The organism is Paractinoplanes ferrugineus (assembly GCF_016862195.1).
Lineage (GTDB): Bacteria > Actinomycetota > Actinomycetes > Mycobacteriales > Micromonosporaceae > Actinoplanes > Actinoplanes ferrugineus.
Map to the genome: position 1 here is coordinate 1 of NZ_BOMM01000001.1, position 19629 is coordinate 19629.

Annotated in this window: 14 protein-coding genes, 1 tRNA gene, 1 other RNA gene and 1 pseudogene; 9 read left to right on the plus strand and 8 right to left on the minus strand. The window is 65.2% G+C overall.

What is annotated here, in order from left to right; all coding sequences use genetic code 11:
* The 6 genes and pseudogenes from Afe05nite_RS00005 to Afe05nite_RS00030 form a co-directional block, all read right to left on the minus strand.
* Positions 1–396 (minus strand): YaaC family protein (locus tag Afe05nite_RS00005; protein WP_203814814.1); only part of this gene is annotated, 396 nt, incomplete at its 3' end.
* A 779-nt stretch (positions 397–1175) separates the two neighbouring features.
* Positions 1176–1787: a hypothetical protein gene (locus Afe05nite_RS00010; RefSeq protein ID WP_203814815.1), complete on the minus strand. Its 612-nt coding sequence runs from the start codon at positions 1785–1787 to the stop codon at positions 1176–1178.
* Between the two features lie 583 nt (positions 1788–2370).
* Positions 2371–3265, minus strand: a pseudogene (locus tag Afe05nite_RS00015) (IS5 family transposase).
* A 92-nt stretch (positions 3266–3357) separates the two neighbouring features.
* Positions 3358–3606 (minus strand): hypothetical protein, encoded by a 249-nt coding sequence (locus Afe05nite_RS00020; RefSeq protein WP_203814816.1) that lies wholly within the window; start codon positions 3604–3606, stop codon positions 3358–3360.
* A 414-nt stretch (positions 3607–4020) separates the two neighbouring features.
* Positions 4021–6216: a KAP family P-loop NTPase fold protein gene (locus Afe05nite_RS00025; protein WP_203814817.1), complete on the minus strand. Its 2196-nt coding sequence runs from the start codon at positions 6214–6216 to the stop codon at positions 4021–4023.
* Between the two features lie 320 nt (positions 6217–6536).
* Positions 6537–6624: transfer RNA gene (locus tag Afe05nite_RS00030), tRNA-Ser, on the minus strand.
* Between the two features lie 82 nt (positions 6625–6706).
* Between Afe05nite_RS00030 and ffs the strand changes: the two genes are divergently transcribed.
* The 9 genes from ffs to Afe05nite_RS00075 all read left to right on the plus strand — a co-directional run bounded on the left by ffs (position 6707) and on the right by Afe05nite_RS00075 (position 18280).
* Positions 6707–6803: signal recognition particle sRNA small type (ffs, locus tag Afe05nite_RS00035), an RNA gene on the plus strand.
* 54 nt (positions 6804–6857) lie between these two features.
* The gene (locus Afe05nite_RS00040; RefSeq protein WP_203814818.1) at positions 6858–10637 is read left to right on the plus strand and encodes a DNA polymerase III subunit gamma and tau; all 3780 of its coding nucleotides are present in this window, start codon (positions 6858–6860) and stop codon (positions 10635–10637) included.
* A 203-nt stretch (positions 10638–10840) separates the two neighbouring features.
* Complete coding sequence (locus tag Afe05nite_RS00045) at positions 10841–11152, plus strand: YbaB/EbfC family nucleoid-associated protein (protein WP_239117484.1); 312 nt, start codon at positions 10841–10843, stop codon at positions 11150–11152.
* A 4-nt stretch (positions 11153–11156) separates the two neighbouring features.
* A complete protein-coding gene (recR, locus tag Afe05nite_RS00050) occupies positions 11157–11750 on the plus strand; it encodes a recombination mediator RecR (RefSeq protein WP_203814820.1) in 594 nt (197 codons plus the stop codon).
* A gap of 398 nt (positions 11751–12148) precedes the next feature.
* Positions 12149–13153, plus strand: a complete 1005-nt coding sequence (locus Afe05nite_RS00055) for an ABC transporter permease (protein WP_203814821.1) — start codon at positions 12149–12151, stop codon at positions 13151–13153.
* A gap of 108 nt (positions 13154–13261) precedes the next feature.
* Entirely contained in the window at positions 13262–15037 is a 1776-nt protein-coding gene (locus tag Afe05nite_RS00060; protein ID WP_239117434.1) for an ABC transporter substrate-binding protein, read from the plus strand.
* 109 nt (positions 15038–15146) lie between these two features.
* Positions 15147–16148, plus strand: coding sequence for an ABC transporter permease (locus Afe05nite_RS00065; RefSeq protein WP_203814822.1), 1002 nt, complete (start codon positions 15147–15149; stop codon positions 16146–16148).
* Positions 16149–16159: 11 nt separating this feature from the next.
* Positions 16160–17227 (plus strand): ABC transporter ATP-binding protein, encoded by a 1068-nt coding sequence (locus Afe05nite_RS00070; protein ID WP_203814823.1) that lies wholly within the window; start codon positions 16160–16162, stop codon positions 17225–17227.
* Between the two features lie 15 nt (positions 17228–17242).
* Positions 17243–18280 (plus strand): ABC transporter ATP-binding protein, encoded by a 1038-nt coding sequence (locus tag Afe05nite_RS00075; protein WP_203814824.1) that lies wholly within the window; start codon positions 17243–17245, stop codon positions 18278–18280.
* A gap of 106 nt (positions 18281–18386) precedes the next feature.
* Here the strand turns inward: Afe05nite_RS00075 and Afe05nite_RS43555 are convergent, their stop codons facing one another.
* Complete coding sequence (locus Afe05nite_RS43555) at positions 18387–18941, minus strand: hypothetical protein (RefSeq protein WP_239117435.1); 555 nt, start codon at positions 18939–18941, stop codon at positions 18387–18389.
* Positions 18941–19603, minus strand: a complete 663-nt coding sequence (locus tag Afe05nite_RS00085) for an HNH endonuclease family protein (protein WP_203814825.1) — start codon at positions 19601–19603, stop codon at positions 18941–18943. The genes Afe05nite_RS43555 and Afe05nite_RS00085 overlap by 1 nt, the downstream gene beginning before the upstream one ends.
* Positions 19604–19629 lie beyond the last annotated feature (26 nt).

A 19629-nucleotide genomic window follows, 5' to 3' on the forward strand; every position in this document is an offset into this window, starting at 1 on the left:
TTCCGTACAAGCGGCGAGCCCCGGCGAGCCAATGGTTGTGCATACGTCCTGAAATCCGCCGGACCTCCCTGGCGTCGCGCTCTCCCGAAGTCGTGGTGGGCACATCATCGACGTAAGCAGCCCGCCGGAAGACATGCGGATGGAAAGCCCGTGGGATTTTGCGGTTTCGCTGACGTCTGGCTTCCGCGCTTGAACGATGGCCTGGCCAGCCTGCTCTACAGCGTAGAACAGGCTGAGCGGGCTGGTCGCGTAGTCAGTGGCATCTGCCGCAACGGCGAGATCTTCGGCTTGGCGTAGAGCCGCTCTGAACCAGGACGCCCGGTCGGGGTCAGCGGCGGCGAGCCCGGTGGGCTGGGCTCGTAGGGCGCGGATATCGCGCCACACTTCTGCGATCACCAGGTCTTGATACCGTCAAATCTCGGCTACGAAAAGTGGAAATCGCGGCCCACACGGCGAGGCGCACGGGCGACACGCGGAAGCTCATGGTTAGGCAGTCGGCGCTCCTCGTCCCGGCGGACGCAGACAACACGTCCAAGCGGGGCTCATCGTTCGGGCGGAGTTCCCGAAGACGTACCGCAAAAACGATCATTCGTCGTTGATTACGGTGATGCATGGGTCGTCGTAGTGGTCACAGCCGGCCAAGCCGCTCGGGACACTGTGAATGCTGCTTCGCCGCGTGGCTTGGAACAAAACAGCGAATTGGCTGTTGAAGAGGTGCGCCAGGTCGCTGTGACGATCGACAATCGCCGGCGCGGATCGGAAATTTCGTACCGTCACAAGGTGCTTGTCGATTTTATCCTATTGTTGTGAACACTGAGGGTTTTCCGAACCATCCGGAAATGCAGGCGACAGTGCGTGATCGGTTGCGTGAGACGGGGCATCTTCAGAATCCAGAATCCGCGCCGCTTGAGATCCCGAGTCTTGGTGATCTTGATCTTGTGTAGGGCGCCGTGCAGGGGAGTAGATATTCACTGTCGGATGTCATCAAGAGAAACTAGAAATAAAACTCTGGGCCGACGGTTCGAAACTTTGTGATGAGTGATAGTGGTTTCGATGCGAAAAGACGGACCGGGGGCAGATCAGGCACTAACGAGGTTCTTCGTCGAGATGGGTCGCTCGTTCGGGGTAACGGTGTGGCCAGATGATCTCAAATAGCCGAAATGAAGGTATCGTGGTCAACTGCCAAGCTCCAACTTTCGCCGGATAGCCTCATGGATGTCAACCGCAACCTCCAAGCAGACGTACAGTCTCCGGAGGTCAACCTCGACGTCGTGTTCACTGAAATCACCGTCGTCGCCCGTCCATCCGGAGTCGTCGGGGTTGCGATATCCGTCGAGTTTCGGCGCATCGTTCCAGGGGACTGGATTTCGCCCCGGTTGAATCTCGTAAAGAAGAGCAATCACAGCTTCTCGCGGAGCGCGAGAGTCGACCTGGGAGTATCCGATCGAGACGCGGGAGTGGGTAAGTTGATTGCGCCTCGCAACCATCCAATAGAACATCGGAAAGTCGCTCTCCGCGATCTCGCTGCAATCAAGCTCCTTTGTGACTTCTTGAACGACATTTATCGCGCGGCTTAAAGGAATTTTGTCGATCTTCCCCCCGATTAGATTTGGTTGCCTATCGTGAACATGCTGAACTATTTGAGTCATCAGGTCTTCTATCTCGGATACCTGAGATAAGAATAGGCCCCGTAGTTCATGAAGCCGTCGGGCCTCTGCAGCCTCTAGAAGATGATCCGTGGCGCCCTCATCGTAGAGGTCCTCGGGGGGAAGCCTCGCCGCCAACACGCCTTGCCATGATCGAACGCATAGGTCGGGCCACATAAAATCTCTCCAATCGGATTCCGGGCACAAGGTTGTTGCTGGGGTAGCCAGAATTCTATCTGTGGTGTTGTGTCTTTGCTTTGTAATTCGGATTCCGGGTGTGCGAGCCATGGGTTGCTTTGACTTGGACGCCGCCTGCGGGTTGCCTCGACCCGGCCCTCTCCTCCACGCCAGTGGAAACATCCGCGAGCGCGCTTCTCAGGAGGCTTTACGGCATCGGGGGGTCATTGGTGACTAGCTCGGCTTCTGATCGGCAATCTCGGCGAGTCGGTCCAGCGTGCGGCCACCTTCCTCAACCACGCGCAGAGCATCCTCAAGGTCGAGATCTACCATCGCCGTCCTTCCTCGCTGTGAGACAGAGAGACGGATACTGGTTCCGCTTCCGAGGGCGTCCGTGACGGCTCCGTGGACGAGCCTGGCTAGGAGGTGAAAGATCGTCTTGACCTGGTCGACAGCTCGTCGGCATCGCTGGCGCCTTCAACTTTTAGCGCTGGCCGAAGCAAAGTCACCTTTCGCTCGCGCCTTAAGGCCTGTTTCATAAGGGCGGTCAGAGCCACTCGCTGATGATCGTGATGGTCAGGACGGCTTGGAAGCGGACGGCTAACTTGTCGTAGCGGGTGGCGATACCACGGTGGCGTTTGAGTCGGGCTATGCCGTTTTCGATGGCGTGGCGTAGCCGGTAGAGCTGCGGTTCGAACTTCGGCGGGCGGCCCGCCGCGGGAGCCTTTGGCTTTGCGGTGGGCGTCCTGGTCGCTTTTGCTGGGGATACAGGCTTTGATTCCGTGCTTGCGCAGGTAGCTGCGGTTGCCGCGGCTGGTGTAGGCCTTATCAGCGAGCACCAGCACAGGACGCGATCAGGCCCGGCCGACACCGGGCTGGTCCACCCGGATGCGGCGCAAGACCGGGATGAACTGCGGGCTGTCGCCACGGTGGCCGGCGGTGACGATCAGGGACAACACCTTCTGACCTTGTTCGCAGGCCACATGCGTCTTGGTCTTCAGCCCGCCACGAGATCGGCCCAGTCCATGATCGGCCGGCTCGTCGTGGACCCCACCGGGTGATTCCTTCTGCAGATGCCCGTCGGTGCGGGCACCTGCAGCGTGCTGATGGGCGCGGCTGGTCGTGGAGTCAACGCTGACCGTCCAGTCGATGCGACCATCCGCATCGCCTTGGGCCTGCAACGCCGACAGGATCCGATCCTAGGTTCCGTCGCGCTACCAACGCCGGAAAGGCCCGTAGACAGTCGGCCAAGGCGCGTACTCGGCCGGCACATCCCGCCAGGGTGCGCCGATGCGGATCCGCCACCGGATCCCGTCGATCAGCTGCCGTTTCTCCCAATTCGGCGGCCGACCCATCGACGACGCGGCAGGCAGCAGCGGGGCCAGCACAGCCCACCGCCTATCGGTCAGGTCATGCCGCCTCGTCACCGTTAAGGTGGCCACGAGATCTCCGGTATGAAGTTCTTGCTTGGTCGCAGAACCGTTTACCGGAGACCTCTTCAGTTATTGATCACCGCCACGCCGTGACCTTCACATCAGCCACCGACTTCTGAAACAGGCCTTAGTGGGCCGAGGAGCTTGTCAGCCACCAACTCGGCCTTCGCGAGGTCATCCTTGATGAGAATCTTGATCAAAGTGCGGTCGATCATCGCCTCGGTCGTGCATGCAAGGGTGAATATCTCCTGAACCGTGTGGCCGTAGGCGGGACTTGTGAAGGACAGCGTTGACCAGAGCTGCGAATCTTGGCCAAGGCTGGCGATCAGGCGCAGGTTCCATAGTTTCATGAGTGGAAAAGGTCGAAGGCGGCTGGCGTGAGGAACGCTCGGTTGCACGACGCGCGGCATACGGCGCGACGATGCTCATGATTCTCGGAGTCCACGAACGCCTGGCGATGGACGTCATGGGTTGGGCTACTACCGGCATGGCCGCGTGCTATCAGCACGTGACCGATCCAGTTCGGGACGATGTCGCGGGTCGGAGAACTTATATGGCACGCGAGTACTTGACCGCGGAGAGGCGGTCCGGAAAATTCACTATATGCCGAGTCTGCTGGGTCTTGGCGAAGGTGCCGGCTTGAAGATGCTTAGCTACAAGGGTCAGAGACTGTCCCTGGCCCTTGTAGCACAATCGTGAGACCTTCAGTAAATAGATTTATGTGGTCTTGAACGCAGGCCCCAAATAACCCAAATAGCTGTTGCCTAGCGGTGCGGATTGTCTGGAATTTCACCCGAGTCGAGTTGCACCTCTGGAGGCTCTTCGATAGGCGCCAAGTCGGCAGATCCGTGCACGTGAGAAAGATCAATGATCTTTCGTATTGCATAGTCCTTCTTCAGTTCTGCCGACGGATTCCATATGTCTTCGAAGTTCTCAGGGAGCTCAGCCTCGGTGAGGTTTTCGCCGAGTGCTGAGACTACTTCATCGAGCCCCAGAATTTGCGTCACAAATTCTGTATCGAAACCAGCTATCGTGCGCGATGCATCGGCACTCATCATAACAGCCTCTTGGACGAGACAAACCAGCAATTCTGTCAGAGGCCAAGTGCCGTCGTTAATTGGCGACCAGATCCAAGACCTGCACCGATCAGGCTCGTGTTGATGCCAAAAGCGAACGAGCTGAAGTACCCGCTTGTCGACCTGCTCGAATGGAACGCTTTCAGTAGCGCGGGCAAGGGTCATGGCCCTAAGGAGGACGTTTGAGACTAGCGTGCTTCCCCACGTTATCTCCTCGCCAGATTTACTGATCATTCTTGAGATTTCTAGTAGCAAGAACGTGGCCTCATTACTTGATATATCTGAAAGTGCCTGTCGTAGCTTAACTTCGTCAGCGATGTAGTCCAAAATCGAGAAAACTAGTTGGCGCAGAGAAATCTTGCTCGATATGTTGGTCAGGTTGAAGGTGTTGTCTAGTTTTGGATAGATTTCTGACAGGTAGTCCACCAACAAACCAGGCCGCGACGGACGATGGGCCTGTACTAGGCGAGAGGTCTTGGTGATGGCCGACGTGGAGGAAACCTCGAACATGTTTCCCAGAAGTGCAGCGTTCTCGGCAGGCCGCTGGGTATCGATTTCTGCTAGGGCGTTGATGATGGTGGCGTCTGGCAGGTCAAACTTGCTTATCCCGAATTGGAAGTATCGGTCAAAGTGGTGTTCGCTGCCGACTGAATGGCGAGCCTCCAATCCTTCGGTGTCGATGAAGGAGCCATTATCCGTTAGGGTTGAGCCGAATGCAGGGAAAAGCATCTTCAAAAAGTCAAGCATCGGCTGCGTGCTGTCTTCGGTGATACCGCATTCAATTATCTTATTGCGCCAATAGACCAGCGACTCGCTAGGCTCCGGTTTGGCTCGTGGGATCCTATGGCGGTCGGTCCTGATGAAGTTGTCGCGGTTCTCCCAGATCATGCGGTATACGGACGATTCGAATGTCCGGAGGAAGCTAACGAGAGCAAAGTCGATGAAATTGACGTGACCTTCCACGAGAGGGTAGGTCGCATTAATTTGTGCGAAGTACTTATTGATGGCGCGAGGGGTGCTTAAGTACCTTCGCATGACTTTGACGTACGAACTCCCTAGTCTGCTTTGGTCGCTCCCCGTGAGGGCGACCTTGTGGCCAGCAGAGAGGGCCGAGAACCCTGCATCGACCATCTCCTCGATCTCGCGAGGGTGCACCTCGGGCAGATCCAGTCTGACCTGGATTATTTTCTCTAAATAACTACGTGCTCGTCCCGGCTCGTTCCAGGCTAGGTCGGAACGGCGCAGAACGTCAATCAGCGTGCGTTCATCGTATGCAAGCAGATAGAAGACGTTGGGAAGTCGTCCTACCAGTCGAATCAGTTTTAATACCAGTAGAAGGTCAATTGGATCCAATCTGTCGAGGTCATCGACGATTACTAGTACCTTCTGGCCGAGCTTCTTGAGCGAGTCCTCAAGCTGAATGCGTAGTGCGTCCGCCGAGACGTCGCCCTTGAGTAACTCTCCGATTTTCTGCATCGCAGGGGCAGCGTTCAAGCCGAACAGGGCTCCAAGTGTTCCCAGCGGAGCTACGGCTTCCGTGTATTTGCCAAGTTTCTCGCGGGCGTCCTTCGCCTTCATCGTTTTGGGCAAACCAGATTTCAAGGCCCCGAAGAAGCTCAAGACAAGGGATTCGAGATCGGAAAATAGCCAAGGGTTAAAGTCAGTAACGAGCCAGGTGTCATCCGCAATGAAATTCTCTCGAATCATTGATAAAAGTGATGATTTTCCGCTCCCCCATGGTCCTACCAGTGCGATTACTGAGGACGGCCCTTGCTCAGGTAACTTACGGCAAAGAGCACTGACGTGATCTGCGAAGTCGGCCCGGTCTAGTCGATCTTCATTCTTCGTTGTGATGGGATCGTCTGAGAATTTTCCATTGAACACATTGGTATGGTAGTGGATCGTATATGTAGAAGGCCGATAGTCGGCAATCTGATAGGCGTAATCCAGCTTTGTGTTCTTCTACTAGGCTTTTTCATGGCCAGGCCCTGAGGATCGGTCTCGTGGCGATCCAGCATCATCGACTGGTGCAAGGGGTGGCCCTGGCCTGGCCCCAGGATCAGGCGCCCACCGCTGATGGCAAGCCCGCGCAACGTATGTGCCCGCCGCTCTGGCCAGCGCCCTCACTGAGACGAGGACTGAGACGGAGGTACAGCGAAGGCCGGACCTGTCGGTCCGGCCTTCACGCTTCGCCCTCCTCAGGCTGGCGGAGGATACGAGATTCGAACTCGTGAGGGGTTTCCCCCAACACGCTTTCCAAGCGTGCGCCCTAGGCCACTAGGCGAATCCTCCGTCGGCCAGGATACAGACGCCGGTTGCCCGGGTCTCGTGCGGGTCGGCGCGCGGGCGGCCGTCCGGGTTCGCTAGACTTCTGGGCAGCCTCTCGTGCGGCGTGTATCTCGTGAACCTCCCCAGGGCCGGAAGGCAGCAAGGATAAGCGGGCTCTGACGGGTGCACGAGAGGTCCTTTCTTTTGGTTCTTGTCGTACCCCCGACGGACAATGGCGCGGTCGTTGAGGAGGGGTAGTGTCACTCGCTCTGTACCGCAAGTACCGTCCGCGGACGTTCGCCGAGGTGATCGGGCAGGAACACGTCACCGAACCGCTGTCGCAGGCGCTGCGCAGCGGCCGGTTGCATCACGCCTATCTGTTCTCCGGCCCACGTGGCTGCGGCAAGACCTCCAGCGCTCGCATCCTGGCCCGCTCGCTGAACTGTGAGCAGGGACCCACGCCCGAGCCGTGCGGCGTCTGCCTCTCCTGCCGCTCGCTGGCCAACGACGGCGGCGGCTCGATCGACGTCATCGAGATCGACGCGGCCTCGCACGGTGGTGTCGACGACGCCCGCGAGCTGCGCGAGAAGGCGTTCTTCGCGCCCGCCAACAGCCGCTACAAGATCTACGTGATCGACGAGGCCCACATGGTCTCGTCGGCCGGCTTCAACGCGCTGCTCAAGCTGGTCGAAGAGCCCCCGGAATACGTGAAGTTCATCTTCGCGACCACGGAGCCGGAGAAGGTCCTCGGCACCATCCGCTCGCGCACCCACCACTACCCCTTCCGGCTGATTCCGCCGGCCGTGCTCCGCCCCTACCTCCAGCAGCTCACCGAGGCCGAGGGCGTCCACGTCGAGCCCGCCGTCCTCCCGCTGGTGGTGCGGGCCGGTGGCGGCTCGGCCCGGGACACGCTCTCGGTGCTCGACCAGCTGATCGCCGGCGCCGGCCCCGACGGTGTGTCTTATTCGCGTGCCGTCGCCCTGCTGGGCGTGACCGACGTGGCCCTGATCGACGAGATGTGCGACGCCCTGGCCGCCGGTGACGGCGCTGCCGCCTACCGCACGATCGACCGCGTCGCCGAGGCCGGCCACGACCCGCGCCGCTTCGCCTCCGACCTGCTCGAGCGCTTCCGCGACCTGATCATCCTGCAGCAGATCCCCGACGCCACCACCAAGGGCCTGATCGACGGCCCCGCGGACCAGCTGGAAACCATGACGGCCCAGGCCGGCCGCCTGGGCCCGGCCACCCTTTCCCGCTGCGCCGACATCGTGCACAACGGCTTGGTCGAGATGCGCGGCACAACGGCCCCCCGCCTGCTCCTGGAGCTGGTCACGGCCCGCATGCTGCTGCCCGGCGCGGAAGATTCCACCGGCGCGCTCCTGCAGCGCTTGGAACGCATGGAGAGGCGACTCGCGCAGGGCGGCGACCTCCTTGCCGTACGAGGTGAGCCCGCCCCACCCGCTCCGACCCAGACCAGTTCCGCCCCGATCTCCGGCGTCCCCGCCGCAGAGTTGACGCCGGCCGCGGCCGAGTCGACCTCGGAGGCGGCCGCCCGGGGCGGTGGCGGACTCTCCGCCGCTCGCGCCGCTGCCGCCGCCGCGGCCAGCCGAAAGTCCGCCGCCGGCCGCCGACCGGCCGGCCAGCCGGGGTCCGCGCCACCTGCCGCCCCCGTGTCCGCTGCCCCCGTGTCCGCAGCCCCCGTGTCTCCTGCGCCTGCCTCCGCTGCCCCCGTGTCCGCTGCGCCTGCGTCGCCCGCGCCTGCGTCGGCTGCGCCTGCACCTGCGTCGGCTGCTTCCGGGCACGGATTGTCCGGGTCGGCATCGCCTGTGGTCGCGCCTGAGCCGGCTGAGGCCGTGGCGGCGTCCCAACCCACCGCGCCGCCGCCGGGGACCGCTGAGGCGCTGTCCGGACCGAGCGGGTCGGAGCCGGAAACGGCCGCGGCGAAGCGGCTGGCCAACGAGGGCATGCCCGGCGACCCGGAGTACTACGAAGACGAACCGCCGTGGGACGACGACGAGCCGGACTACGAGCCCGTCGCCGACCAGGGTCCTCCAGCGGCCGCCGCGGACGGGCCGGAAACAGGCCCGGCGCAGGCGGACCCAGCCTCCAACAGCGCGGCTTCCCGCCCGAGCGAGGCCGCCGACAGCGCGGCATCCCACCTGGGCGAAGCGGCCGAGAACGCGGCGTCTCGCCCGAGCGAAGCGGCCGGCAGCGCGGCGTCTGCCGAGAACGCGGCGTCCCACCCAGGCGAAGCGGCCGACAGGTCCGCGGAGCCGGCGGTGGCTGGTGCTCGAGCGTCGTCCGCCGAACCGGTCGGGCTTCTGCCCGATGCGCCGGAAGAGCCGGGCGCCGCTGCCGTCGCCGACATCCCCGGGCAGCTGACGGTGGATGACGTCCGGGAGGCCTGGCCGGAGATCATCACGGCGATCAAGCAGCAGTCCGGCGGCAAGATCGCGGGGCCGATGGCGGCCAGCGCGGTGGTTCGTGCTCTTGCGGGCGACACCCTGGTGCTCGTCTTCCAGCACCCGAGCTTCGTCGAGCGGATCTCCCGGTTCATCTCGCTGATCAGTGACGCGCTCTACGAGACGCTTGGCGTTCGCTGGCAGATCCGCTGCGAGGTGGGTAGCGGCGGCAACGTGCCGGCGGCCCGGGTCGCCGCACGCCGGGACACGCCGCCGAACGGCGGGGGCCGGGCGCCCGCGCGCACCGAAGCCCCCCGCGAGTCGGCCGCGCGCGCCCAGGTCACGGCGCCTTCCCGGCCGGCACCGGGCGCGAACCAGTCGCAGGCCGCGGCGGCCCGCCCACCGCAGGCTCGGCGCCAGGAGACCGAGACGCCGGCCGGTGGCGACGACGATTGGCCTGAGCCGGCCAAACCCGGCGGCCTGGCAACGCCGTCCTCCGCGGCCCCGGTCGAGGACGACGAGGAGGACTGGCCGGAGGTACACCCGGTCGGCGGAGTCGCTCCGAGCACCCACAAGCCGGTCGATGGACCCGCCGACGACGCGACCGAGGCCACCGCCCGCCCCGGCGAGCCGGCCGCCACAGCGCCCGCAGCCGTAACGCCCCCAGCGACGACGCCCGCAGCCGCAATGCCCCCAGCTGCCACCGGGGGTGGCGGTGCAGCCGATCCCGGCTCCGCAGACCGGCCCGAGCCGTCTCGGACAGCGCGAGGTCCCGAAGCCGCCGACCCGCCCGGCTTTGCGCCGCCCGGCTCTGTGCCGCCCGGCTCTGTGCCGCCCGGCTCTGTGCCGCCCGGCTCTGTGCCGCCCGGCTCTGCGCCGGCCGGCTCAGCAGCTGCAGGCGCCACCATGGCGCCAACGGCTCGGTCGGAGGTCGACGCCGGCCCCGCTGCGTCAGCACCGCCCGGTCCCGGGTCAGCCGGCCCCGGGTCCGCGCCGGCCCATCTTGAAACCGGCAGCCCTACGGTGTCCGCACCAGGGAGCCCAGAGGCTGTCCGCTCCGCTGCGTCCGCGCCGGACCGCGCCGAGGTCGCCGACTCCGTTGCGGCGGCACCGACTCATCTTGGGGCGGTCAGCTCCGCTGTGACGTCCGCGGCTGAAACGGCGCCCGGAGCGCCCGCTGAAGCGCCCTCCGCCCCGGGAGGTGCCGCCACGGCCGCGCCGGCCGCCCGGAACGCCGGTGGGGGTCTTGCCGCGGCCAAGGCGGCAGCGGCCGCCGCGGCCGCCGGGCGGCAGAACGGTGGTCGCGGAGCGGCCGCGGCCCGGAACGGGAACTGGGCCGACGGTTCGCCTACCGAGGAAGCGCCCTACGACCCCGAGTTCGACGGGCCGCCGGCACCCGGGGGCAACGGGTCGGGGAGCAAAGCGTCCGGCGTCAGGGCGGCGGGGCCCAAAGCTGCGGGGGCCGGCGCGTCGGGGGCCAGAGCGTCGGGAGGTAGCGCGTTCGAAGGCTTCGACCCGGGCGACGAGCCGCTTGATGACGTGCTCGACGAGAAGGCGGCCCGGGAAAGCGGCGAACAACAGGCCATGAGACTCCTGCGGGAACTGCTCGGCGCGGAGAAGATCGGCGAGAGCTGACGCGCCGGTGAGAGCGGGCCCGCGACGGCTGGGGCTGCGGGCGGCTGGGCGGGTCGAGGCTGGTGGGTGGCGTGTGGCTGGGGCAGCCGGTGGGGCGGCTACGCTGGGCGGCGATCGGCGCGACAGGCGTTGGGCGTCGAGTGGTCAATCGGCGACTTTTAGCTCGAGGAGACGTGGCGATGCGGCCCGGTGGACAGCCGAACATGCAGCAGATCATGAAGCAGGCGCAGAAGATGCAGGCGCAGGTGGCTCAGGCGCAGGCCGAGCTGGCCGCCGCCGAGTTGACCGGCACGGCCGGTGGCGGGCTGGTCAGCGTGGTCATGACCGGCCTGGGCGAGGTCCAGTCCGTGCGCATCGACCCCAAGGCTGTCGACGCGGACGACGTGGAGGCGCTGGAGGACATGGTGCTCGCCGCCATCCGTAACGCCGCTGAGCAGCAGCGGGAGCTCACCGAGGCCAAGATGGGTCCGGCCACCGGCGGTCTCGGCGGCGGCCTGGGCATCCCGGGGTTCTGAGCCGGTGTACGAAGGCGCCATCCAGGACCTGATCGACGAGTTGGGGCGGCTCCCGGGCGTGGGCCCGAAGAGCGCCCAGCGGATCGCCTTCCACGTCCTCTCGGCCGACCCGGCCGACGTCAACCGGCTCGCGACCGCGCTGCGCAAGGTGAAGGAGCTGGTTCGCTTCTGCACCACGTGCTTCAACGTGGCCGAGTCGGAGCAGTGCCGGGTCTGCCGGGACACCCGCCGCACCGGCGAGGTGCTGTGTGTGGTGGAAGAGCCGAAAGACGTGGTGGCGATCGAGCGCACCAATGAGTTCCGGGGGCGTTACCACGTGCTGGGCGGGGCGATCAACCCGCTCGAGGGCATCGGACCGGACCAGCTACGCATCCGTGAGCTGCTTCTCCGGCTCGGGACGGGCGAGGTCAAGGAGTTGATTCTCGCCACAGACCCGAACACGGAGGGTGAGGCCACGGCGACGTACCTAGCTCTTATGATCAAACCGATGGGGATCTCCGTCACTCGGCTGGCGAGCGGTTTGCCGGTCGGGGGAGACCTCGAATACGCGGACGAGATCACGCTGGGTCGTGCTTTCGAGGGACGCAGAGCTATCTAGATCGACATTGCGTAACTTGGTTGTAACGGCTCGCACGTGTTTAGTCCGGAATAGCTAGATCCGATCCATCTGACGCGGTAGTTTCCGTTTGGTCGGTGCCAGAGGTCACAGCCACATCACGAGGGAGACACGGAACTGCCCGTGTGCGGTCGGTGAACTTGACCGAGGCACCGCATTAGGTGAATGTTCCTTCCGATGGCGGCACCCCCGCCGTCGAGTGCCTTCGTGCTGCGGGCTCATCTGACCGCCGCGACGAGGGTCGGCACTCGAGGCACGAGACAACCGATCGGTTGCCGGACGCTGCGGGAGCCATCGCCTACGGTCCGCCCCTCGACGGCGTGCTGATGGGCTGTGAGCTGCCCGCTTTGCGCCGGTCACCGGGAGAGGACCGGCGCTAGATGTCGCTTGGCCCGGAGACGTCGCTGCATGACGAGACGACGCCCACCGCCGACGCGGCTCAGGTTCGGGATAAGGGCGAGAAGGCGATCGCTGGTCGGTCGCTCAAGCAGATCGCCTGGCGACGTCTGAAGAAGGACCGCGTCGCGGTCGGCGGCGGCGTCGTCATCATCGCCCTGATCGTGATCGCGATAATCGCCCCGCTCCTGATCAAGCTGCTCGGGCATCCGTTCGACGAATACCACAACGATCGGATCGATCCGACCCTCGGCCTGCCGCTCGGCAAGCTCGGCGGTCTCTCGAAGGACTACATCCTCGGGGTCGAGCCGGTCAACGGCCGGGACATCTTCAGCCGCATCGTCTACGGCGCGCAGACGACCTTGACGGTCGCGTTCCTGTCGGCCTTCCTGTCGACGTTCCTCGGCGTGCTGTTCGGCATGAGCGCCGGCTTCCTGGGCGGCTGGGTCGACTCGGTGATCAGCCGCATCATGGACTTCCTGCTGGCGTTCCCGCAGCTGCTGTTCTCGATCGCGCTGGTGTCGGTGCTGCCGCAGTCGATGTTCGGCTTCAACACCCGATGGTCGCGAACGATCGTGCTGATCGTGGTGATCGGGTTCTTCGGCTGGCCGTACATCGGTCGGATCGTCCGTGGCCAGACGCTTTCGCTGCGGGAGCGCGAGTTCGTGGAGGCTTCTCGAAGCCTCGGCGCCCGCTCGCCGCGCATCCTGTTCCGCGAGATGTTGCCCAACCTCGCGGCCCCGATCCTGGTCTACACGACCTTGATCATCCCGACGAACATCCTCACCGAGGCGGCCTTGAGCTTCCTCGGGGTGGGTATCCCGCCGCCCTTCCCATCCTGGGGCGGCATGCTCTCGGACGCGCTCCAGTTCTATCGGTACGACCCGATGTTCATGATCATCCCAGGCGCGATGATCTTCATCACCGTGCTGGCGTTCAACCTGTTCGGCGACGGTCTGCGCGACGCCCTGGATCCAAAAGCCCGGTAAGCGTCCGTCGGCCCGCGGAACGAGCAAGACCCCTCCGGCAACGGAGCGTTCCAACGCATGAGTCTCGGCGACACCCGCAGGTCGCCGTTCTAGGAGGTAGGAGTTTAGGTGGCAGGCAAGACGAAGGTGATGGTGGCCGCGACGGCCGCTCTCACATTGGGGCTGACCGCCGCATGCGGTGGCGGCTCCGATGACAACAAGAGCAACGGGAGCTCGTCGGACACCGGCGCGGCCTTCAACGCGGCGGCGACCAAGGTCGTCAACGCCAGCGACAAGAAGGGCGGCACCCTCAACCTGTGGAGCCCCCAGGACGCTGACTCGTTCGACCCGGCGATCTCTTACTACGCCTGGACGATCAACATGAACCGGCTCTACAGCCGGACGCTGATGACCTACACGCCGAAGCCCGGCGCTGACGGCCTCATCCTGACTCCGGACCTGGCCCAGGCCGCCCCCGAGGTCAGCGCCGACGGCAAGACCTACACCTTCAAGCTGAGGAGCGGTCTGAAGTTCGACGACGGGACCGCGATCACGTCGAAGGACATCAAGTACGGCATCGAGCGCATCTTCGCGCAGGACGTCGTCCCCGGCGGCCCGCTGTACCTGACCGACGAACTGGACCAGGGCCAGAAGTACCCCGGCCCGTACAAGGACACCGACCCGAACAAGCTGGGTCTGAAGACCGTCGAGACGCCGGACGACTCGACGATCGTCTTCAAGCTCGCGGCCGCGAACGCGAACTTCCCGTACGAGCTGGCTCTGCCGGGTGGCGCTCCGGTTCCGCAGAAGCGCGACACCGGTGCCAAGTACGGCCTGGCCCCCGCCTCCTCGGGCCCCTACAAGTTCGAGAGCATCGAGCCGGGCAAGGGCGCGACCCTGGTGCGCAACACCAACTGGGACGCGGCGACCGACCCGAACCGCAAGGCGCTGCCGGACAAGATCACCCTCACGATCACCACGAACGCTGAGGACATGGACTCCCGTCTGCTGGCCGGCACCGCCGACATGGACGCGAGCCAGAGCGGTGTGGCCACCCAGGCCCGCACCCAGATCCTGACCGACGAGAAGCTCAAGGCGAACGCGGCGAACCCGAACAACGGCTTCATCCGCTACGCCGCGATCTCGCAGAACGTCGCGCCGTTCGACAACATCGAGTGCCGCAAGGCGGTCGTCTACGCGTCCGACCCGACCACGCTGCAGACCGCCCGTGGCGGCCCGGTGGCCGGCGGCGACATCGCGACCAACATGCTGCCCCCGAACATCCTCGGCGCCGACAAGAGCTACGACCCGTACGGTCGGGCCCAGGGCAAGCCGCAGGTGGACAAGGCCAAGGCGGCGCTGACCGCGTGTGGCAAAGCCACCGGCTTCAGCACCAAGATCGCGGTCCGGAACAACAAGCCGGCCGAGATCGCGACCGCGACCGCCCTCCAGGCGTCGCTGAAGACCGTCGGCATCAACGCGACCATCGAGCAGTACGACGGCTCGCAGATCGCCACCGTTGTCGGTTCGCCGAACAACGTGCACCAGAAGGGCTACGGCATCATGATCGCCGGCTGGGGTGCTGACTTCCCGACCGGCTACGGATACCTCGCCCCGCTCGCCTCGAGCAAGTTCCTGGTGGCGAACGGCAACTACAACCTTCCCGAGATCAAGGACCCGTCGGTGGACGCACTGTTCGCCAAGGGCCTGAGCGAGAAGGACGCCACCGCGGCGGGTGCCGACTACCAGGAAGCCAACAAGAAGGTCATGGACGGCTTCTACTACCTGCCGTTCGTCTTCGACAAGGCGCTCAACTACTACAACCCGCGGCTGACGAACGTGTACTTCCACTCCGGCCTGGCCATGGTGGACTTCGCGTCGCTCGGCGTCAGCGACGGCAAGTAACCAGTCGCTGTAGCAACGGGTAAATCGAAGGGCAGGTGAAGGCCGCCCCCGCCAGGCGGGTGCCGGGTTCGCGAGAGCTCGGCACCCGCCCGGTGTTCGGCCGAAAGTCGTGCTGGCATATCTCATCCGGCGGCTGCTCAACGCCGTTGTGACGCTGCTCGTGGTCACCCTTGTGACGTTCGGCGTCTTCTTCCTCGTGCCGAAGGCCACCGGCAGCGACCCGGCCCTGCTCTACATCGGTAAGCAGGCCGACCCGGTCGCGGTCGAAGGCATCCGGACGAAGCTCGGGCTCAACGACCCGATCATCGTGCAGTACGGCAAGTTCGTGAAGGGCATCGTGGCCGGCCGTGACTACGCCAATGGTCCCGACGTCACGCACTGCTCGGCACCCTGCCTCGGCTACACCTTCAAGACCAACCAGGAGGTCTGGCCGATCCTGATCAAGGCCCTCCCGGTCACGATCTCGCTCGCCATCGGCGCCGCGGTGCTGTGGGTCCTGATGGGCATCCTCTTCGGCGTGATCTCCGCACTCAGGCGCGGCTCGGTCTGGGATCGAGGGGTGATGACGGTGGCGCTGGCCGGTGTCTCACTGCCGATCTACTTCACCGGCCTGCTCGCGCTGACGATCTTCGTGTACGGCCTGGACTGGTTGCCGAACCCGGAGTACACCCCGTTCGTCGACAATCCCGCCAAGTGGTTCTCCGGCCTGATTCTCCCGTGGGTGACGCTGGCGTTCCTGTTCGCCGCCACCTATGCCCGACTGACCCGGGCCAACATGCTCGAGACCCTGGGCGAGGATTACATCCGGACCGCTCGGGCCAAGGGTCTGCGGGAGAGCACCGTCATCGGCAAGCACGGTCTGCGTTCCGGTCTCACGCCCCTGGTGACCGTCTTCGGCCTGGACCTGGGCGCGCTGCTCGGCGGCGCGATCCTCACCGAGGCTGTCTTCAACCTGCGCGGCCTGGGATATTGGGCGCTCAACGGCATCCGCACCAACGACCTGCCGACCATTCTCGGCGTCACCCTGTTCGCCGCGTTCTTCATCGTCATCATGAACCTGATCGTCGACCTGCTGTACGGCGTCATCGACCCGCGCGTCCGGCTGGGCTGAGGGAGGCTTCCATGACCACCACCCCTGAGTCCGTCGCCGGTGCCAACCCACGGCCGTACCTCGAGGTCAAAGATCTCAACATCCGCTTCGAGACCGACGACGGCATCGTCCAGGCGGTCAGCGGCTCGTCCTTCTCCCTGGAGAAGGGCAAGACTCTCGGCATCGTGGGCGAGTCCGGCTCGGGCAAGAGCGTCACCTCGCTCGGCGTCCTCGGCCTGCACCGCACCCGCAGCAACGCCAAGGTCACCGGCGAGATCTGGCTCGACGGCGAGGAACTGGTGACCTCGACCGACGAGAAGGTCCGCCTGCTGCGCGGCGGCAAGATGGCGATGATCTTCCAGGACCCGCTGAGCGCCATGCACCCGTACTTCACCGTGGGGTCGCAGATCGTCGAGGCCTACCGGGTGCACCACCCCAGGGCGAGCAAGAAGGAGGCCCGGGAACGGGCCATCGACATGCTTGCCCGGGTCGGCATCCCGCAGCCGGAGCGGCGTTTCAGCGACTACGCCCACCAGTTCTCGGGCGGCATGCGGCAGCGCGCCATGATCGCGATGGCGCTGATCAACGACCCGCAGCTGCTGATCGCGGACGAGCCCACCACGGCGCTCGACGTGACCGTGCAGGCGCAGATCCTCGACCTCATCCGCGATCTGCAGGAGGAGTTCGGGTCGGCGGTCATCATGATCACCCATGACCTGGGTGTGGTGGCCGAGCTCGCCGACGACGTCCTGGTCATGTACGGCGGAAAGATCATCGAAAAGGGCAACGCGGTCGACGTGTTCCAGAACCCGCAGCACCCGTACACCTGGGGTCTGCTCGGTTCCATGCCGCGCCTGGACCGTGCCGTCCGCGACCGCCTCACCCCGGTCAAGGGCACCCCGCCGAGCCTGATCAATCTGCCGGACGGCTGCGCCTTCCACCCCCGCTGTCCCTTCGCCGGCCGCAACGGCACTCGATCCTTCACCGAGGTGCCGTTGCTGCGTGATGCCGAGGTCGGCAATGGGCACATGGTCGCCTGTCACCTGCCCAAGGAGGATCGCACCAAGATCTTCCAGCAGGAAGTGCTACCGAACCTCTGAGCGGAGTTGATGAACATGAGCGAGAACCTGCTCGAGGTGACCGGGCTGGAGAAGCACTTCCCGATCACGAAGGGCCTGCTGAAGCGGCAGGTCGGCGCCGTGCGTGCGGTCGACGGCATCGACCTGCAGGTGCGGGCCGGCGAGACGCTCGGCCTGGTCGGCGAGTCCGGCTGCGGCAAGTCCACGGCGGGCCGGCTGTTCACCCGGATCCTGGAGCCGACAGCCGGCAAGATCCTCTTTGCGGGTCAGGACATCAGCCACAAGTCGGTGAACCAGATGCGGCCGCTGCGCCGCGACGTTCAGATGATCTTCCAGGACCCGTACTCGTCGCTGAACCCGCGGCACACGGTCGGCTCGATCATCGCCGCGCCGCTGCAGATCCAGAGCATCCCCACCCCGCAGGGCACCAAGAAGGCGGTGCAGGAGCTGCTCGAACTGGTCGGTCTCAACCCGGAGCACTACAACCGCTATCCGCACGAGTTCTCCGGCGGCCAGCGCCAGCGCATCGGCATCGCCCGCGCGCTCGCCCTGCGCCCCAAGATGATCGTTGCGGACGAGCCGGTGTCGGCGCTCGACGTGTCGATCCAGGCGCAGGTCGTCAACCTGCTGGACGACCTGCAACGCGAGTTCGACCTGACCTACGTGTTCATTGCGCACGACCTGTCGGTGGTCCGGCACATCTCGGACCGGGTCGCCGTCATGTACCTGGGCAAGGTAGTGGAGATCGCCGACCGCGACGACCTCTACAAGAACCCGCGCCACCCGTACACCGTCGCCCTGATGTCGGCGGTGCCGGTGCCCGACCCGGTCCGGCGCGACCGCGCGCAGCGCGAGCGCGTGCTGCTCACCGGCGATGTGCCCAGCCCGATCAACCCGCCGTCCGGATGTCGCTTCCGCACCCGCTGCTGGAAGGCCCAGGACATCTGCGCGACGGAGGAGCCCCCGCTGGTCACCCGCCTCGACGACCCGCAGTCCCACCAGACCGCGTGTCACTTCCCGATCGTGGACGACGAACAGGTGGCGGGCCGGCGGCCGGCTTCGGCGCCGGCTTAAATCCGCAGAGGTACGAGGGTGCGTCGCACCCGCCGGACCGGGGCAGTTCCCGGCCCGACGGGTGCGCGAGCTCTCATGACGGCAAGCCGCGTGCCGCGGCGACCGCCTAACCCTCGGGGCGGTTCAGGATGCCGACCGCGACCTTGTGGATCGCCTCGGCGTCGGCCGGGTCCTTCACGGTGGCCTTGGCGCCGGTGACCGCGTACCACTCGTCGGCTTCCTTGTATTGCACCCGCACGACGACGTCGTTGCCGCTGACCTCGGTCTTCAGCGTCAACTCACCGGTGATCACGCCGGTTTCGTCGGTCATCACCCCGCCCTGCCCGGCGGTGATGTCGGTGGTGAGCGCCGCCGGCGGAGTCGCCGCAGCGGGCTCCGCCGGTTTGTTCACGATGGCGGCAACCTTGTCCGCGGCGGCGTCCACCGCGGCCACTGCCTTGGCCGCCGCTGCCGCGAGCGGTCCGGACCCCGCCGCCTTGTCCTCGGCCGGCTTGTCCTCGGCCGGCTTGTCGGCGACCGGCTGCGCCGGGGCCGGCTGGGGTGGGGCCGGCGGGGGTGGGGTCGCTTGCGTGGTGGCCGCCTTGGGCGGGGCTGGTTTGGGCGGAGCCGGCTTGGGTGCGGCGGGCTTCGGGGTGGAGCCGGTGGGAGCGGCGTCGCTCATCAGCACTTCTCCAGCATGTCGACTAGGGCCTTCTTCTCGGCAGTGGTGACCGTCAGCTTGAACTTGGTCTTCACCGCCACCCAGTCTGTCGCATACTCACACCACGCGCTGGAGTCGGTCGGTTTCCAGGTGGACGGATCCTGGTCGCCCTTGGATCGGTTGGACGACGCCGACACCGCTACGAGCTGAGGATCGTCCAGGTCGTTGGCGAAGGTTTCCCGCTGCGGGGTGGTCCAGGCAGCCGCGCCGGAACGCCACGCGTTGGCCAGCGGCACCATGTGGTCGATGTCGATCTGGGTCGGCGAGGTGATCGTCTTGCCGTCGTAGATGCTCTTCCAGGTGCCGGCCACCACGTTGCATCCGGAGAGCTTGACCTTGGTGCCGTCGCGCTTGAGGACCGAGTCACGGACGTCGCAGTTGGTCCCGGTGCTCTTCCAGTGCGGGAACTTCTCCCGGCTGTAGCCCTTCATGGAGCCGGCCACCGCGACCTTGAGCCGGCCCAACTGGGCGGTGGCGTTACCGCCACCGGAACCGGAGGTCGAGGTGGTGGTCGGCGCGTTGGTGGAGCCGCCGCCGGCCGAGACGTTCTCGCACGCGGTGGTGGCGAGGGTCAGGGCGGCGGCGGCGACGAACAGAGTCCAGCGAGGAGTGTGAGGGGGCACGCCTTAAGACTAGAAGTGCTCCGCCC

Coding starts and splice junctions, on each gene's coding strand:
- Afe05nite_RS00045 (WP_239117484.1), top strand. CDS start 10,841: ATGCAGCAGATCATGAAGCAGGCGCAGAAGATGCAGGCGCAGGTGGCT.
- Afe05nite_RS00075 (WP_203814824.1), top strand. CDS start 17,243: ATGAGCGAGAACCTGCTCGAGGTGACCGGGCTGGAGAAGCACTTCCCG.
- Afe05nite_RS00020 (WP_203814816.1), bottom strand. CDS start 3,606: ATGAAACTATGGAACCTGCGCCTGATCGCCAGCCTTGGCCAAGATTCG.
- Afe05nite_RS00055 (WP_203814821.1), top strand. CDS start 12,149: ATGTCGCTTGGCCCGGAGACGTCGCTGCATGACGAGACGACGCCCACC.
- Afe05nite_RS43555 (WP_239117435.1), bottom strand. CDS start 18,941: ATGAGCGACGCCGCTCCCACCGGCTCCACCCCGAAGCCCGCCGCACCC.
- Afe05nite_RS00070 (WP_203814823.1), top strand. CDS start 16,160: ATGACCACCACCCCTGAGTCCGTCGCCGGTGCCAACCCACGGCCGTAC.